The sequence below is a fragment of the Planktotalea arctica genome (assembly GCF_002105285.1).
Taxonomy (GTDB): Bacteria; Pseudomonadota; Alphaproteobacteria; order Rhodobacterales; family Rhodobacteraceae; genus Planktotalea; species Planktotalea arctica.
The window spans coordinates 375,476-392,098 of sequence record NZ_MUHR01000006.1 but is presented as its reverse complement, the minus strand read 5'-3'; the positions used below and the strand labels follow the sequence as shown (position 1 = coordinate 392,098).

The following is a 16,623-nucleotide window of genomic DNA, read 5'->3' as shown; positions in this document are numbered from 1 at the left end:
GTGAAGACGCCGGTTTTGACAGGTCTGGATCGCCTTCTTCGTCCAAAAACCATCGCAGTGATCGGCGGCGGCGCGTGGTGCGCCAACGTAATCAAGGCCAGCGAAGCTATCGGTTTTTCCGGGCAAATCTGGCCCGTGCATCCAAGCAAAACCGAGATCGCCGGCAAGGCCAGCTACCCGGATATCAACGCCCTTCCAAGCGCGCCAGATGCTACGTTTCTGGGGGTTAACCGCTACGCCAGCATTGAGTGTCTTTCCTCCCTTTCCAAGCGCGGCGCGGGCGGCGCGGTGTGTTTTGCCTCCGGCTTTGCAGAAGCGTCTGCCGAGCTTGCGGACGGCGCGGATCTGCAAGCTCAACTGCTTCAGGCAGCAGGAGATATGACCGTCTTAGGACCCAATTGTTACGGAATGCTTAATTACCTTGATGGCGTCGCGCTTTGGCCAGATCAGCACGGCGGCGAGCGCGTCGAAACCGGCGTGGCGATCATCACCCAAAGTTCGAATATCGCAATCAATTTAACCATGCAAAACCGCGCTGTTCCGCTCGCTTATGTGCTTACGGCTGGCAATCAGGCGCAAACGGATCTGGCTAGTCTCGGTATGGCATTGCTGCGCGATCCCCGCGTTACATGTTTGGGACTTCATATCGAAGGTATAAATAATATCAATAATCTAGAGAACCTAGCTAATCTATCACATGAACTTGGAAAACCGATATGTGCGATCAAGATAGGCGCATCGGATCAGGCGCAGCTCGCGACGGTTTCGCATACTGCGTCACTCGCGGGAAGTCACACAGGTGCACAGGCGCTGTTAACCCGTCTCGGCTTTGCGCAGCCGCAAAACCTTGCTGCATTTCTTGAATTACTTAAAATTTGGCACGTCAACGGACCGCTCCCCTCTGGACGGATCGCATCCGCCTCTTGTTCGGGGGGAGAAGCGAGCCTGATGGCCGATTCTGCGCAATCTGTCGGCTTGCAATTCCCAGCCTTGAGCCACACGCAATCCACCGCTCTAAACGCCGCACTCGGCCCCAAGGTCGCATTGGCCAACCCATTGGATTACCATACATATATATGGCCTGACCCCAACAAGATGTCTGCAACCTTCGCCGCCCTTTTCGAGGCTGATATCGCCATGGGCATCGTGGTTTTGGATTTTCCGCGTTCCGATCGCTGCGCTCTGGGGGATTGGGATTTCGCGCTAGAGGCGATCTTGAGCACAAAGAAAATGAGCAAAGTGCCCATCGCAGTGCTATCGTCCTTGCCCGACACCATGCCCGAAATGATAGCCAAGAGACTGATTTCGAAAGGTATTGTTCCATTGCATGGAATGGATCACGCGCTTCAGGCGATTGCCCTTGCCCAAAGGCTAAAACCGCATCACCAGACCATCCTGCACCCGATTACCCCGATAAATGCACAAACCCTAAACGAATATGAGGCGAAACACGCGCTGCATGCATATGGGTTGGAGATACCGCGCGGGAACGCTGTGGACACCGCCGATGAGGCCCTGCGCTGCGCTGCACACCTTCAGGCACCATTCGTTTTGAAGGGTATGGGGCTTGCCCATAAATCCGAAGCTGGTGCCGTGCGCGTCGGGCTATCCGATGGGCACGCTCTGCAAGGTGCCATGCAAAACATTAAAAGCGACGGATATCTCGTTGAAGAAATGGTGAAAAACGGAATCGTGGAGATTCTCTTGGCCGTTACGCTCGACCCTGCACATGGCTATGTCCTTACGCTTGGCGCGGGAGGCACCCAGACGGAATTGTTGCAAGACACTGTTTCGCTGATCCTGCCTGTCACCGAAGGCGACACTGCAAATGCGCTGGGAACACTTCGCATCGCGCCCGTTTTAGACGGGTATCGCGGGGCGCAAGCCATTGATCGCCCTGCCCTTTGGCGCGCCATTCAAGCCGTGCAAAACTATGTCATTGCGCATCACGGCCAAGTGCAGGAAGTTGAGATAAACCCGCTGATTTGCACGGCCAACAGTGCCGTGGCGGCAGATGCACTAATCGTCCAAGGAGAGGCCCCATGAGCGACACACCAATCAAAACCGAACGCAGGGGCCATGTGCTCGAAGTGACACTGGATCGCCCCAAGGCCAATGCGATCGATCTCGCAACAAGCCGCATAATGGGGCAGGTTTTCAAAGACTTCCGCGACGATCCTGATCTTCGCGTTGCGATCATCACCGGCGCAGGCGAAAAGTTTTTTTGTCCCGGATGGGATCTGAAAGCTGCCGCCGAAGGCGATGCGGTGGACGGAGATTATGGCGTTGGCGGCTTTGGCGGACTTCAGGAACTGCCCCATCTCAACAAGCCTGTTATCGCCGCTGTGAACGGTATTTGTTGCGGCGGCGGTCTCGAACTTGCCCTGAGCGCAGACATTATCCTTGCTGCAGAGCACGCCAGTTTCGCGCTGCCGGAAATCCGCTCTGGGACGGTGGCCGATGCTGCGAGCGTTAAATTACCCAAACGGATCCCCTATCATATTGCGATGGAAATGCTGTTGACGGGCCGCTGGCTCGAGGCGGACGAAGCTGCACAGTGGGGAATGATTAACCACATCTACCCTGCCCATGATTTGATGAATCAAGCACGCAAGCTCGCTCAACTGCTCGCCTCCGGTCCGCCGCTGGTCTATGCCGCGATCAAGGAAGTCGTGCGCGAGGCGGAGGATATGAAGTTTCAGGACGCGCTCAACAAGATCACCAAGAGCCAGTTCAAATCCATAGAAACGCTGTATACATCGGACGACCAATTAGAGGGCGCGCGCGCTTTCGCCGAAAAGCGCGATCCGGTTTGGAGAGGTCGTTAAAGGCGCTCCTTCGAAGAGGATTCACCGCTTACTTCAGGCCGTTTGACTACGCCTAAAACAATCGCTCGCCCTGTTGGTCGATCATCTGCCGGGCTTTCGCGATGGAGGCGGCGTTGCACTCATCAAGGCTCGTGATCGTATCCGCGCGAATAAGTGTATGGGACTTGGCCGCACCACCCACTTCTTTTTCAATGACGGCACAAAGGCGATAACCCTGCGCTTCCTTCATCGGTTGAGGCGTGATGCGAAAGCCCTGATACTCCACTGTCGTGGTTTTTACCGGGCTTTCGCTCTTATGTTTAGAGCCGAACAGACGGGAGAAAAGCGACATAGCGCGCCCTTTCGCGTTTATTGATCCAAGAAGCTACGCAGCTTGCGGCTACGGCTCGGGTGCTTGAGTTTGCGCAAAGCCTTGGCCTCGATCTGGCGAATACGCTCCCGCGTCACGCTGAATTGCTGCCCCACTTCTTCGAGCGTGTGATCGGTGTTCATGCCGATGCCGAAACGCATCCGCAAAACCCGCTCTTCACGCGGCGTGAGAGAGGACAGAACCCGTGTCGTGGTCTCTTTGAGGTTTTCCTGAATAGCGCTATCGAGGGGCAGAACCGCATTCTTATCCTCAATGAAATCGCCAAGCTGGCTATCTTCTTCGTCGCCAATCGGCGTTTCCAAAGAAATTGGCTCTTTCGCAATTTTCATGACCTTGCGCACTTTTTCCAGCGGCATTTGCAGCTTGGCTGCCAATTCCTCTGGCGTCGGCTCACGGCCAATCTCATGCAGCATCTGGCGGCCCGTGCGCACCAGTTTGTTGATCGTTTCGATCATATGCACCGGAATACGGATCGTGCGGGCCTGATCCGCAATGGAGCGCGTGATCGCCTGGCGGATCCACCATGTCGCATAGGTCGAGAATTTATAGCCGCGTCGGTATTCGAACTTATCAACGGCTTTCATCAGGCCGATGTTGCCTTCCTGAATGAGATCAAGGAATTGCAGGCCGCGGTTCGTGTATTTTTTGGCGATGGAAATCACCAATCGCAGGTTCGCTTCAACCATTTCCTTCTTGGCTTGGCGCGCTTCTTTTTCGCCCTTTTGAACCTGCTGAACGATGCGGCGGAATTCGGAAATATCGAGGCCGACATATTGACCCACTTGCGCCATGTCGCCACGAAGTTCCTCGACCTTATCGGTGGAGCGTTCGATGAACATCTGCCAACCACGGCCGGTCTTTTCGCCCATCTGTTCAAGCCAGTTGGGATCAAGCTCGCGTCCACGGTACGCTTCGACGAATTCACGGCAGTTGATGCGCGCCTGATCGGCCAGTTTCACGATGGAGCTGTCGATGCTCATCACGCGGCGGTTGATGCCGTAGAGCTGATCGATCAAGGCTTCGATACGGTTGTTGTGTAGGTGCAGCTCATTGACCAGAAGCACAATTTCAGAGCGCAGCTTCTGGTAGGTCGCCTCTTGCACCTTTGAGAAACTGTCGTCCTCGTTCAGCGTCGCGGAAATACGGCTGTCCTGCATTTCGGCCAGCTTTTCATAATCTCCGGCGATGATATCAAGCGCCTCAAGGACCTGCGGCTTGAGCGCCGCTTCCATCGCGGCAAGCGACATGTTGGCCTGCTCGTCCTCGTCATCATCATCGTCGTCGCTGCTGATCGGATTGCCATCCGCGTCAAGCTCGGTAGCACCATCGTTTTTTGGGGCAGCCGCGGAATTGGCGGCCACGGGTACAACTGGCGTCGTTTCTTCTTCGCCCATTGTGTTGCCAAAAGTCGCTTCGAGATCAATAACATCGCGCAGCAAAATATCCTCGGAGAGGAGTTCGTCGCGCCAGATGGTTATCGCCTGAAACGTCAGCGGGCTTTCGCAAAGCCCTGCAATCATCGTGTTGCGGCCAGCCTCGATGCGTTTGGCGATCGCAATCTCGCCCTCGCGCGATAGCAATTCGACCGAGCCCATTTCGCGCAAATACATGCGTACGGGATCATCGGTGCGGTCCAGCTTTTCAGCCGTTCCACTGGAAAGCGTGACCTCTTTGTTGGTGCCGGCTGCGACCAGATCGGTCGCACCTTTGTCTTCTTCTTCTTCGTCCTCTTCGGTCACCTGAATGCCCATTTCGGAGAGCATCGACATCACGTCCTCGATCTGGTCCGAACTGACCTGATCGGGCGGCAAAACCGCGTTCAGTTGATCATAGGTGATATATCCGCGCTCACGAGCGTCGGCGATCATCTTCTTGACGGCGGTTTGGCTCATATCAAGCGTATGTGCTGCGTCCTGATCGTCCGATTTACGGTCGTCATTATCTTTGGCGGCCATGTAAATGCTCCTGTTTGAGGCCAGAGCCCCGTGTCGTGATTCGCTCTCAAAGTTCCGGCATCTCTCCGGCACATCAAGTAGTTAGATGATTCGCATTAACCGAATCATATCGCACAGAGGTGATTCGAAAACCCGTTTACCCTGATTTCTTTACTTAATCCTCACCAAAGTGCCAATTCAAGGCTCTTTGGTCACGTTCAACTTCGCCAGCAACTCGTCAAAGGCACTTCTTTCTTCGCGGTTGATTCGCGCGCCGTTGGGACCAGTGTCATATTCCGCCTTATCTTCATGCTCGCTACGCATCGCCAGATTGCGCGCTTGAGCCGCTTGCCCTAGGCGCCATGTAACACTCTCGTCGGCAAGTCCGCCCAGATCTTCCGCCGCTTCCCTTACTTCCGCACTCAATCCCTGCTCTGCTTCCAACTTCGCCAGTTCCTCAGATACAGTCATCATCGCCATTTCGCTGTCACCGGGTCGGCGAATGCAGGGCGTTATTGCGACATGGCCTGCGCTCAGCAGTTTTTCAAGGTTATCCGCGCCGCGTGCGGCGATAATCTTTTCGCGCAACGTCTCTGCGCCAGCATGGGCATGGCTTAAAATCAAATCGCGAAGCGCCCCGTGCTCGCCCGTGCTAAGCTGCATCTCTTCCAACTGTCCCTCGAACTCGGAAACCACATCGGGCGTGCAGATCAGGCTGGCCAGAATCACCGCTTCGCGCATCTGGCGCTGCGTATCTTCACCCGCCCCCGCCAGCAGCGACGCCTTGGTGCCAGCCATCGCCTTGGCAGGCACGTCCTTGCGCCATTCGCCCTTTTTCCAAGGGGTTTTGCGCGCGCCGCCCCCCGTATTGCCGGCACGAAACAATTGCCAGCGCATATCCTTGATCGCCTGCCCATAGTGCGAGCGGATCGAAGGATCACGGATCAGCATGATCTTTTCACGCAATATCTTGTCCAGCGCCGCCTTGCGCTCGGGACTGTCAAAATTCTTGCCCTCGATCTCTTTGTCCCACAAAAGCTGCACCATCGGCATCGCCTTATCCAGAACCGCCTGCACCGCCTCGCGCCCATCGCTACGGATCAGATCATCGGGGTCTTTGCCCTCTGGCATCAACGCAAAGCGCAGGCTCTTGCCCGCCTCCAGCAGCGGCAATGCCAGATCGATCAGGCGCTGCGCTGCGCGCAGGCCCGCTGTATCCCCATCTAGCGCGATGAGCGGCTCGTCAGAAATGCGCCAGAGCAAATGCAACTGGTTTTCCGTGATCGCCGTGCCAAGGGGCGCTACGCAAGCGCCGAAACCGCCCTGTGCCAACGCGATTACATCCATATAGCCCTCTGCTACGATTAGCGGCGCACCCTTGCCCGCGGCCTCGCGCGCGGGGCCGTGATTATAAAGGCTACGGCCCTTATCGAACAAAATCGTTTCAGGCGAGTTAAGATATTTTGCATTGTCATTCGGGTCCATCGCGCGCCCGCCAAACGCAGTGCAGCGCCCGCGTGCATCACGGATCGGAAACATGATGCGATTGCGAAAGGTATCGTATGGCTTGCCGCCCTTGCTCGAGGGTTTGCCAAGCCCTGCTGCAAGAATCTGCTCACCCGAAATCCCTTTGCCACTCAAGTGATCCCAAAGCCCCTGCCAAGCATCGGGCGCAAAACCAACCTCGAAGCGCTGCAGCGCCGCATCATCAAGGCCACGCCGCTCCAGATAGCCGCGCGCATCCGCTGCGCCGCCAGTGAGCAGTTGCAGGCGAAAGAACTGCACCGCTTGCTCCATGACAGCCGCCAGTTCCGTGCGCTCGTCCGCTTTTTCCTGCGCTTGAGGGTCGCGCTTGGGCACTTCCATGCCCGCCTCCCCCGCGAGAATTTCAATGGCTTCCATGAAGCCCACATTCTCTGTCTCGCGCACAAAGGAAATCGCATCGCCCTTGGCCTGACAGCCAAAGCAATAATAAAAACCCTTGCGGTCATCTACATGAAAAGACGCAGATTTTTCCTGATGAAAGGGGCACGGTGCCCACATATCACCCTTGCCCTGATTGGATTTTCGCGAATCCCACATCACTTTGCGCCCGACCACTTGGGACAGGCTCAGGCGCGTGCGCAACTCATCTATGAAACCGGGGGGCAAACTCATCGCGTGATTATCCGCCCTTGCAGGGCCAGAGTCCAGTTACCCTTTGAAGCCTTTGCACTGCTCGGCGAACGCGCCCTCGACATCGCCCTTAAGTTGCTCATCGCTCAAGCCATACACGAAGCTGCTAAGGTAGGGCATCATCTGCAAATGGTTGACCTGACCCTCTTCATATTGGCCTGCAACGCTTAGCATCGCTTCGGTTTCATCACTGCCCCCAATGCGCAAATCCGCCAATTGTTGACTGGCATAGGCCAATTCCTCGCAAAACCTGTCCTTTTTGGACTGCGCAGCGACGGGCATAGCAACTCCCGCACTCAAGGCGGCGAACAAAGCGAAACGGATCATGTGGCAACACTCCTCAAACTTTGTCGTCTATTTAGAGCAGCACCGCCTCAAAGTCACCTGCGCGCAGCCAGCAAGTCCATGGCGCGGCTGATCTCATGCACCATCGTTCCCGCCATGGAGCGGAAGGAAAGCAGCCTGAACGCATCATTGCCCGTGCGCGTGATGTGCAGCGGCATATGCCCCAATTGCGTGCGCGCGCAGTGGCCACGTTTGAATTGGCTTTGGCGCAAATCAATAGGAACAAGCCGCGCAAGCACATCCTCTGCAGCCGCGCCCTTTAACTCCAACGCGCACCACGCATCGCTTTGATCGGTGATCGCAGCATATTTGCCCAGCGCATCCGGTATATCCATTGCAATGGCCAAATACTGCCCTTGGCTAAACCAGACCACATGTCCTGTAGTGCGGCCAACTTTGGGAAAACCTTGCCCAAGCGCCTTTTCAACCGCGTCCAACTGCCCTTTGAACGGCGCAATCGACGCCGCCTTGCCCAGGGCCAGTTCACTCAATTCAACCGCGCCCTTCGCATAGGGCAACAAACCCTCAGCGGGCGATTTCGCAAGTAATTCAACCACGGGTCTTACCCCCTTCCGGATCATGCAAGACAGGCCCATGCACCTCGCATAGCGTTTCAATCCCGCGCATATGATCGACCAGCTTCACCGTCTGCCCATGACGCGCACGGCCATTCTTGAGAAAGCCCATGCCAAGGAAAACGCCCATCGTCGGCGAAAAGCCCACAGACGTGACATAGCCCTCCGAGTGTTCCCGCGTCGCAGGGTTCTCTGGATCAAACAGATGCGCCCCCGCCGTCAGTTGCTTCACCGCGCCAATGGGTTTCAAACCCACAAGCTGCTCACGCTCGGCGCCCAGCAGCCCGGGCCGCGCGGCCATGGTCTGGCCGATGCAATCCTTTTTGGCCGAAATCATCCGCTCCATGCCGATATCAAAAGCCGTCACCCGCCCGTGAATTTCCGCGTGCGTGATAAAGCCCTTCTCGATGCGCAGCACATTCAGCGCCTCCATCCCGTAGGGTCCACCGCCCAGCGCTGCCGCCTTCTCGTTCAAGGCCTCGAACAAAGACGCCCCATAACGCGCAGGCACGGCAATCTCGTAGGCATGCTCGCCCGAGAATGAAATCCTGAACAGGCGCGCATCAACGCCGCCAACGCTCACAGGCCCGCAGGCCATGAACGGAAAGCTGTCGTTGTCTATCAGCATATCCAGCAGGCCATTGAGCAATTCGCGCGATTTAGGTCCTGCAACGGCAAACTGCGCCCATTGCTCCGTCACTGATATCATTGACACGTCCAACTCGGGGCGCAAACACTGGTGCACAAATTCGAGGTGTCGCATCACAGCGCCTGCCGCAGCGGTGGTCGTGGTCATCACGTAATGGGTATCAGACAGACGCGCAGTGGTGCCGTCATCCATCACTGTGCCATCCTCGCGCAGCATTAGTCCGTAGCGCACACGCCCAGGCTTCAGCGTGCTGAAGGTATTAGTGTAAACAAAATCCAGAAACGCCGCCGCATCCGGCCCTTGCACATCGATCTTCCCCAGCGTGCTGACATCACAGACACCGACCGTGTCGCGCACCATGTTCACTTCTCGGTCGCATGATTGACGCCAATGGCTTTCCCCCGGCACTGGGAAATAGCTCGGACGATACCACATCCCCGCCTCAATCATCGGCGCTTTGCGCTTAACCGTACTGTGGTGCGACGTGGTCAAACGCTCCGGCGCAAAACCTTTGCCTTGCGCCCCTGCCCCCATCGCGGCAATTGGTACAGGCGAATAGGGCGGACGGAAGGTTGTCGTCCCCGTCTCGGGTATCCCACGCCCGGTCACATCAGCCAAAATCGCCAAAGCGTTGACGTTAGAGTTCTTGCCCTGATCCGTCGCCATGCCTTGCGTGGTATAGCGTTTCATATGCTCGACCGAGCGGAAGTTTTCCTTAGCCGCTTGTTTGACGTCCTTCACAGTCACATCGTTCTGGAAATCGAGCCATGCGCGCCCCGTGCCGCCTACGGCCCAAAGCGGACTCATACGGTAGGGCGTATCCTCTGCATCGGGCAAATCGGACTTGGCCCCCTTTTTGCCCAGCGCCTCCAACGTCTCCATCGCGGCCGCCTGCCCCTCGGCCAAAGCACCGTGGGTCGAGAACGCACCATTGCACGCACCCGCCGTCACCATCCCTGGAATAGCACCCCCTTTCGGCACAAAACTGGCAATGTCATCTCGCCATTCGGGTCGCCCGTTCATGTGGCAGGTCAAATGCACCGAGGGGTTCCACCCCCCCGACATGGCCAGGCATTCGGTCGCAATCTTCTCCGTGCCGCTTTGCGTGCGAATGGTGACGGCCTCCAGCCCTTGTCGGCCGGTCGAACCGCAAACCTGCGCACCTGTAAACACAGGAAAATCTCCCGTCACCCGCGCATCAGGGCGGCTATCCACCAGCGCGGCCACATGCACACCCGCTGCGCGCAAATCATGCGCCGTGCGGTGCGCGTCGTCGTTATTGCCGAACACTACCACATTGCGCCCCGGTGCAACGCCCCAGCGGTTGAGGTAGCTGCGCACAGCGCTTGCTGTCATGATCCCGGGGCGGTCGTTGTTCTGAAACGCCACGGGACGCTCGAGAGCCCCCGCTGCCAGAATGCTGCGCTTGGCGACAATGCGCCAGAAACAGGCGCGCGGTGCATCCTTACTTGGCGCATGATGCTGGCTGACCCGCTCCAATGCGCCGAACGTGCTTTGATCATAGGCTCCCGTCACCGTGGTGCGCGCCATGATGCGCACGTTCTCCATGCTCGCAAGCTCTGCAATCGCGCGCGCGGCCCAATCACTTCCCGAGAGGCCTTCAACGCCATGCGTCTCAGAGAGCAAGCGCCCCCCCGCCTGCACATCCTCATCCGCGAGTATGACATCTACGCCAGCGCGCCCGGCCTCGAGCGCGGCCATAAGACCCGCAGGCCCCGCGCCGATCACCAGCAGATCACAAAAGGCAAAAGCCTTCTCATACTCAGCCGCGCTCGCAGTGCCACTCACCCCGCCAAGCCCCGCTGCGCGCCGGATCAGCGGCTCGTAAACCCGCTCCCAAAAGGCGCGGGGCCACATGAAGGTCTTGTAATAGAAACCCGCACTAAAGAACGGCGCAGCCAGGTCGTTCACGCCCAGCGCATCAAATCCCAGCGAAGGCCAGGCGTTCTGCGACCGCACCTCAAGCCCCTCATAGATCTCCTGCACCGTAGCGCGCACATTCGGCTCCGCGTCGCTGCCGCGCTTCACGGTGATCAAAGCGTTCGGCTCTTCGCTCCCCGCGCTCAGCACGCCCCTCGGGCGGTGGTATTTGAACGAACGCGCCATGAGGCGAATGTCATTGGCCAGCAGCGCCGACGCGACGGTGTCCCCCGCAAACCCTTGCAAGCGCGTGCCGTCAAAGGTGAAGCTCACAGGGCGCGAGCGATCGATCAAACCTTTGCCATTCACCCTCATGCGCTTGCCCCTTTCAAATCGGTGGCCAAAACCGATTCAAGCACTTCATGCGTCACCGTATTGCGCCTAACCACGATCCAAGCGGCGCAGCCAGCCTCGTGCTGCCACAAATCGCGCGTCACGCCTGCAGGGTTCTCGCGCAGATGCACATAATCATCCCACTCCGCCGCGCCCGCGTCCGGTTCAGGGCGCTGCAAAGCCACCGCATCCCCCATATAATAAAACTCGCGGCGATCTCTCTCACCGCACACCGGACAAATCAAACGCATGCCGTCCCCCAATGAGCGCGCACGCCCTTCATCTTCCCAAATAAACTTCCGCCGGAGGCTCCCGCCATCTCAAGCACCCCCTAGTGTAGATTATGCTGAGAGCCGGTGCCCTCTTCATCAATGATCCCCACACCTGTGCGGAAACGATCCAAACGGAAACCCGTGGCTTCGGAATGATGCCTGCCCGTCGCCATCAGATGCGAAAACACCGATCCCGATCCCGGCACCGCTTTGAAACCGCCATAACACCAGCCGCAATTGAGATAGAGACCCTCCACAGGACTTTTGTCGATAATCGGGCTGCCATCGGGCGTCATATCCATGATCCCCCCCCAGGAGCGCAGCACCTTCGCCTCGCCAATCATCGGCATCAGCGTCATCCCTGCTTCCATCACATGCTCTTTCATCGGCAGGTTCCCGCGCGAGGCATATGAGGCGTAGAAATCCAGATCACCACCAAAGACGAGGCCGCCCTTGTCGGACTGGCTGATATAGAAATGGCCCATGCCAAAGCTGATCACGTGATCAATAACCGGCTTCAGCCCTTCGGTTACGAAGGCCTGCAAAACATGGCTCTCGATCGGCAGGCGCATCCCCGCCATTGCGGCCAGTTGCCCAGAGCGCCCCGCGACGGTCAGGCCAATCTTTTTGGACTTGATCGCGCCGCGCGTCGTTTGAACCCCCGTAACAGCCCCGTTTTCAATGTCGATCCCTGTCACTTCGCAGTTCTGGATAATATCAACGCCGCGCATATCCGCTCCTCGCGCAAAGCCCCAAGCGACCGCATCATGACGCGCGGTGCCGCCGCGCGGGTGCAGCAGACCGCCGTAGATCGGAAAGCGCGTATTGTCGAAATCCAAGTATGGCAGTATTTTTCGCACACCTGCAGTATCCAGCAGCACTGCATCATCGCCCTGATTGACCATCGCATTGCCGCGCCGCACAAAGGCATCGCGCTGACCATCGGAGTGGAACAGATTGATCAGACCGCGCTGCGAGTGCATGACGTTGTAGTTCAGGTCTTCCTCCAGCCCTTCCCAGAGTTTGAGCGAATGGCTGTAAAATTCGGAGTTCCCGTTCAGGAAATAATTCGCGCGCACAATCGTGGTATTACGACCCACATTACCGCCGCCTATGTAACCTTTCTCCAGAACCGCGATATTCGTCATGCCGTGGTTCTTTGCCAGGTAATAGGCCGTGGACAGCCCATGCCCACCGCCGCCGATCACGATCGCATCGTATTCAGCCTTCGGCTCGGGGTCGCGCCAATGGGGCGACCAGCCTTTATTGCCTGTTAGGCCTTCTTTGAGAATGCGTAGTCCAGAAAACCGCATGCACCCCTCCCCGGATATCTCTTTTCGAAATATGCGAGGCTTGCGCGCGGCGCGCAACGTGTTAGCGACATTGCACGTCGTTTTTTCCAAAAGGCGCGAAAATCTTCATCTTCGCGCCCCTTCAGTGCCGTTGGTGCTTCCTTGCGGTCCCTTTTGAACCCGCTAGAGGCCTTTGGCGCGGTAGCTTGCCGCCACTTTTTCGATCGCGACGATATAGGCCGCCGTGCGAAGATCGGTTACGTCCTCACGCTCATGCCAGATCTTGCGCATGGATTGATAGGAAATCCGCATCGTGTCATCGAGGCCCGAGCGCACCAACTCCAGCTCGTCTGCGCCGCGCAGGTATTTCTCTTTGAAACCAGGTGAGAGCTGCCAACCGAGGCCCTTATCGCTGCTCAACCGCTCCAACTCGTCCACGACCAGCTGGTGACGCGATTCTTCTTGGCGGCGCTGCATGCGGCCAAAGCGGATGTGGCTAAGGTTCTTCACCCACTCAAAATAGCTGACCGTCACGCCGCCCGCGTTGGCATACATATCCGGAATAATCACCACGCCCTTTTCGCGTAGAATATCGTCCGCACCAGCGGTTACTGGGCCATTCGCCGCTTCAATGATCAGGTTCGCTTTGATGCGGTCCGCATTCTCAAGATTGATCACGCCCTCGAGCGCCGCAGGGATCAGGATATCGCAATCGGATTCCAGCACCGCTGCGCCATCTTCATGGCCGCGGGCATCGGGATAGCCGCTGACGCCGCCGTGTTTGGTGATCCAGCCATGCACAGCTTCCACGTCCAGACCTTTTTCATCAAAGAGTGCGCCGTCGTGTTCAATGATACCGATAATTTGTGCGCCGTCCTCTTCGCGCAGGAACTTCGCCGCGTGATAGCCCACATTGCCCAGGCCCTGCACGATGACGCGTTTGCCCTCGAGCGTGCCCGTAAGGCCCGCTTTCTTCAGATCTAGATCATCGCGGAAGAACTCGCGCAGCGCGTATTGCACGCCGCGGCCCGTCGCCTCGACGCGTCCGGCGATGCCGCCCGCATTTAGCGGCTTACCGGTCACACAGGCCTTGCCGTTGATGTCAGAGGTGTTCATGCGCGCGTATTGATCGGCGATCCATGCCATCTCGCGCTCGCCCGTGCCCATATCGGGGGCCGGAACGTTCTGCGCCGGATCAATCAGATCACGTTTGATCAGCTCATAGGCAAAGCGGCGCGTAATCAGCTCCAACTCATGTTCGTCGTATTGGCGCGGATCAATGCGCAACCCGCCCTTGGAGCCACCAAAGGGAGCTTCGACCAGAGCACATTTATACGTCATCAGCGCTGCCAGCGCCTCGACCTCGTCCTGATTGACGCCCATCGCAAAGCGAATGCCGCCTTTAACTGGCTCCATATGTTCCGAGTGAACCGAGCGATATCCGGTAAACGTTTCGATTTTTCCGCGCAGGCGCACGCCAAAGCGCACGGTATAGGTCGCATTGCAAACCCTGATCTTCTCTTCGAGCCCCGGCGGCAAATCCAGCAGCGCGACGGCGCGGTTAAACATCAGATCAACGCTTTCGCGAAAACTCGGCTCGTTTGTAGTGCTCATGAACTTCTCCCGTATTGCAGTGCCTGCGTGATGGCGACACCGCTAGATCAAGCCTATGACGATATCGTTAACGCGTGCGACCAAAAACAGACCGCTCACAGCGAATTTGGCCGAACTTGACGCAGGATTCGGGCTTTGCGTCACCGAAGCCTGAAATTCACTTGCGATTTAGAAACAATTTGATTCGTTTCAGCGCCATTGTCCGTGAACCGGTCAAATCGGGCACGGTATCTCCCGTTTCCTGCCCCATTTTCGCCACAAGCCCAGCGCACATCTGAGCGGGACAAATTCCGCCCCAAGTGTGTGTTGCGTTAGGGGCGAAACGGAAAGGACCGATCAAGATGCGCGACAAATTCCGCCTTAACGGCCACGTGCCGAATAAGGGTAACGCTGAAAGGCGCGCTCCCTTTAAAAAGTTCAAGGACGACGAGGAAGGCAGCTTGGTCATCTTTGCAGTCTTCATGGTTTTGATGATCATCACGATGGGGGGCATCGGGGTAGACCTTATGCGCTCGGAGCGTGATAGAACCGTTTTGCAACATACGCTGGACCGCGCCATTTTGGCGGCTGCCGATCTTGATCAGCAACAAGCCCCGCAAACTGTTGTGAATGATTACTTCGAAGCGGCTGGCCTTGAGGACTTCTTGTCCAGTGTCACAGTCGATGAAGGCATCAACTACAAGACCGTCGGAGCCGAGGCCCAGTCGATCACCACCACCGCCTTCATGAAACTTTCCGGCGTCGACACGCTAAGCGCGACCGCCTCCGGTGTCGCTGAAGAACGCATTTCGAATGTCGAGATTTCGATGGTCCTCGACGTGTCCGGTTCCATGGGAAGCAACAACCGCATGTCTCGCCTCAAGACCGCGTCGCGCACCTTTATCGACACGGTGCTCAAGCCCACCAATCAGGGCCTGATCTCGGTCAATATCATTCCCTATGATGAACACGTCAGCGCAGGCTCTGAAATCTACAACGAGCTGAACGTGACAACGCAGCATGGCTTTTCGCACTGTATCGAATTTGACGATTACGAGTTCGAGCAGTCCGGTCTCAACTTCTCCAAGACCTACAAGCAAATGCAGCACACACGCCTCTACGACAGCTGGGGTTTTCAATGCCCGGTTGAAGATTGGGCCGACATCACTGTCTTCAGCGAAGACTCCACCGCTCTGAAAAACCAGATCAACCAGCTTCAGCCAAGCGGCAACACCCATATTTTCATGGGAATGAAATGGGCCGCTGCCACGCTTGATCCAAGCTTCAACTCCGTCGTGACCCAATTGGTCGCCTCCGGCGACGCCGATAGCGACTTTGCCGATCGTCCGGCCGCGTTCGATGATGTGGAAACGCTAAAAACCATCGTTCTGATGACTGACGGCGTGAACACTTCGTCCTACCGCGTTCAGGATTGGGCCTACGACAGCCCCTCCGATTACGCCCACTGGAGCAATTGGGGTATCATCAACTATCTGAACCGCTACGTGCGCTCGAACCAGCATCACCACTACTACTCGACAAAGTACTGGGGGTCCTATGGCGATGATTTGATGGCGAGCGTGTGCGAAGCGGCCAAAGATGATGGCATCGTCATCTGGTCCATCGGCTTCGAGGTAAATGATCACGGCGCGGACATCATGAAAGACTGCGCCTCCTCGCCAAGCCATTTCTTCCGTGTGGAAGGCGTCGAAATTTCCGAAGCATTTGACGCAATTGCGCGCCAGATCAACCAACTGAGGCTCACACAATGAAACAGCTTCTGAACACACTCCGCCGCTTTCGCCGTGCCGAGCGCGGCAACGTCACAGTCGAATTTGCTCTGGTGTTTCCGGTTTTTATCCTGATCCTCACATCGAGCATCGAAATGGGGGTCATCACGATCCGGCAAACTTTGCTGGAACGCGGCCTGGACATTGCGATGCGCGAAGTGCGCATCGGCACCGGCTCGCAATACTCGCACGATGACATCCGCGATATGATCTGCGACGGCGCTGTCATATTCGAGGATTGCGAAGCGAACCTGCGTCTCGAAATGATCCCGAACGATCCACGCGACTATCAGGCCCTGCCCGCGACAGTCGATTGCGTCGAACAGGCGTCCGGCACTAACGTTGTGCTTAACCCTGTCCGCGAATTCAAACGTGGCCAGTCGAACGAGCTTATGATCGTGCGCGCTTGCATGCTCTATGATCCGGTCTTCCCGACATCCGAGCTCGCCTTGTCGCGCACCACCGATCACAACGGCAAAAGCGCGCTGGTCGCCGTCTCTGCATTCACTCAGGAACCGAGGTAATC

The 16,623-nt window shown here is 57.2% G+C and carries 13 protein-coding genes; 4 read left to right on the top strand and 9 right to left on the bottom strand.

Features of this window, described 5'->3' with window-relative positions; genetic code table 11:
• Positions 1–2,046 (top strand): acetate--CoA ligase family protein, encoded by a 2,046-nt coding sequence (locus B9P63_RS09140; RefSeq protein WP_245830601.1) that lies wholly within the window; start codon positions 1–3, stop codon positions 2,044–2,046.
• Positions 2,043–2,828 carry a carnitinyl-CoA dehydratase gene (locus B9P63_RS09135; RefSeq protein ID WP_085308233.1) on the top strand — a complete coding sequence of 262 codons (786 nt, stop codon included), beginning with the start codon at positions 2,043–2,045 and terminating at the stop codon, positions 2,826–2,828. Before B9P63_RS09140 ends, B9P63_RS09135 begins: the two co-directional genes overlap by 4 nt.
• Positions 2,829–2,880: 52 nt before the next feature.
• On the opposite strand, the gene B9P63_RS09130 is transcribed toward B9P63_RS09135, so the two are convergent.
• From B9P63_RS09130 to B9P63_RS09090, 9 genes are all read right to left on the bottom strand, one after another.
• Complete coding sequence (locus B9P63_RS09130) at positions 2,881–3,159, bottom strand: HlyU family transcriptional regulator (protein ID WP_085308232.1); 279 nt, start codon at positions 3,157–3,159, stop codon at positions 2,881–2,883.
• Between the two features lie 17 nt (positions 3,160–3,176).
• Positions 3,177–5,153, bottom strand: a complete 1,977-nt coding sequence (rpoD, locus tag B9P63_RS09125; protein WP_085308231.1) for an RNA polymerase sigma factor RpoD — start codon at positions 5,151–5,153, stop codon at positions 3,177–3,179.
• 177 nt (positions 5,154–5,330) lie between these two features.
• Positions 5,331–7,289, bottom strand: a complete 1,959-nt coding sequence (gene dnaG, locus B9P63_RS09120) for a DNA primase (RefSeq protein WP_085308230.1) — start codon at positions 7,287–7,289, stop codon at positions 5,331–5,333.
• A 36-nt stretch (positions 7,290–7,325) separates the two neighbouring features.
• The gene (locus tag B9P63_RS09115) at positions 7,326–7,634 is read right to left on the bottom strand and encodes a hypothetical protein (RefSeq protein WP_085308229.1); all 309 of its coding nucleotides are present in this window, start codon (positions 7,632–7,634) and stop codon (positions 7,326–7,328) included.
• A 53-nt stretch (positions 7,635–7,687) separates the two neighbouring features.
• On the bottom strand, positions 7,688–8,209 hold the full coding sequence (locus tag B9P63_RS09110; RefSeq protein ID WP_245830600.1) for a sarcosine oxidase subunit gamma: 522 nt from the start codon (positions 8,207–8,209) through the stop codon (positions 7,688–7,690).
• The gene (locus B9P63_RS09105) at positions 8,202–11,132 is read right to left on the bottom strand and encodes a sarcosine oxidase subunit alpha family protein (RefSeq protein ID WP_085308227.1); all 2,931 of its coding nucleotides are present in this window, start codon (positions 11,130–11,132) and stop codon (positions 8,202–8,204) included. Before B9P63_RS09105 ends, B9P63_RS09110 begins: the two co-directional genes overlap by 8 nt.
• On the bottom strand, positions 11,129–11,401 hold the full coding sequence (locus tag B9P63_RS09100) for a sarcosine oxidase subunit delta (RefSeq protein ID WP_085308226.1): 273 nt from the start codon (positions 11,399–11,401) through the stop codon (positions 11,129–11,131). The genes B9P63_RS09105 and B9P63_RS09100 overlap by 4 nt, the downstream gene beginning before the upstream one ends.
• Positions 11,402–11,481: 80 nt before the next feature.
• Complete coding sequence (locus B9P63_RS09095) at positions 11,482–12,735, bottom strand: sarcosine oxidase subunit beta family protein (protein WP_085308225.1); 1,254 nt, start codon at positions 12,733–12,735, stop codon at positions 11,482–11,484.
• 162 nt (positions 12,736–12,897) lie between these two features.
• Positions 12,898–14,328 (bottom strand): Glu/Leu/Phe/Val family dehydrogenase, encoded by a 1,431-nt coding sequence (locus B9P63_RS09090; RefSeq protein ID WP_085308224.1) that lies wholly within the window; start codon positions 14,326–14,328, stop codon positions 12,898–12,900.
• A gap of 341 nt (positions 14,329–14,669) precedes the next feature.
• Here B9P63_RS09090 and B9P63_RS09085 point away from each other — a divergent pair, with 341 nt between their 5' ends.
• Both B9P63_RS09085 and B9P63_RS09080 read left to right on the top strand, forming a co-directional pair.
• Positions 14,670–16,079 (top strand): TadE/TadG family type IV pilus assembly protein, encoded by a 1,410-nt coding sequence (locus B9P63_RS09085; protein ID WP_085308223.1) that lies wholly within the window; start codon positions 14,670–14,672, stop codon positions 16,077–16,079.
• On the top strand, positions 16,076–16,621 hold the full coding sequence (locus B9P63_RS09080; protein ID WP_085308222.1) for a TadE/TadG family type IV pilus assembly protein: 546 nt from the start codon (positions 16,076–16,078) through the stop codon (positions 16,619–16,621). Before B9P63_RS09085 ends, B9P63_RS09080 begins: the two co-directional genes overlap by 4 nt.
• Positions 16,622–16,623: the final 2 nt, after the last annotated feature.

Coding starts and splice junctions, on each gene's coding strand:
- B9P63_RS09135 (WP_085308233.1), top strand. CDS start 2,043: ATGAGCGACACACCAATCAAAACCGAACGCAGGGGCCATGTGCTCGAA.
- B9P63_RS09130 (WP_085308232.1), bottom strand. CDS start 3,159: ATGTCGCTTTTCTCCCGTCTGTTCGGCTCTAAACATAAGAGCGAAAGC.
- rpoD (WP_085308231.1), bottom strand. CDS start 5,153: ATGGCCGCCAAAGATAATGACGACCGTAAATCGGACGATCAGGACGCA.
- dnaG (WP_085308230.1), bottom strand. CDS start 7,289: ATGAGTTTGCCCCCCGGTTTCATAGATGAGTTGCGCACGCGCCTGAGC.
- B9P63_RS09115 (WP_085308229.1), bottom strand. CDS start 7,634: ATGATCCGTTTCGCTTTGTTCGCCGCCTTGAGTGCGGGAGTTGCTATG.
- B9P63_RS09105 (WP_085308227.1), bottom strand. CDS start 11,132: ATGAGGGTGAATGGCAAAGGTTTGATCGATCGCTCGCGCCCTGTGAGC.
- B9P63_RS09100 (WP_085308226.1), bottom strand. CDS start 11,401: ATGCGTTTGATTTGTCCGGTGTGCGGTGAGAGAGATCGCCGCGAGTTT.
- B9P63_RS09095 (WP_085308225.1), bottom strand. CDS start 12,735: ATGCGGTTTTCTGGACTACGCATTCTCAAAGAAGGCCTAACAGGCAAT.
- B9P63_RS09090 (WP_085308224.1), bottom strand. CDS start 14,328: ATGAGCACTACAAACGAGCCGAGTTTTCGCGAAAGCGTTGATCTGATG.
- B9P63_RS09085 (WP_085308223.1), top strand. CDS start 14,670: ATGCGCGACAAATTCCGCCTTAACGGCCACGTGCCGAATAAGGGTAAC.
- B9P63_RS09080 (WP_085308222.1), top strand. CDS start 16,076: ATGAAACAGCTTCTGAACACACTCCGCCGCTTTCGCCGTGCCGAGCGC.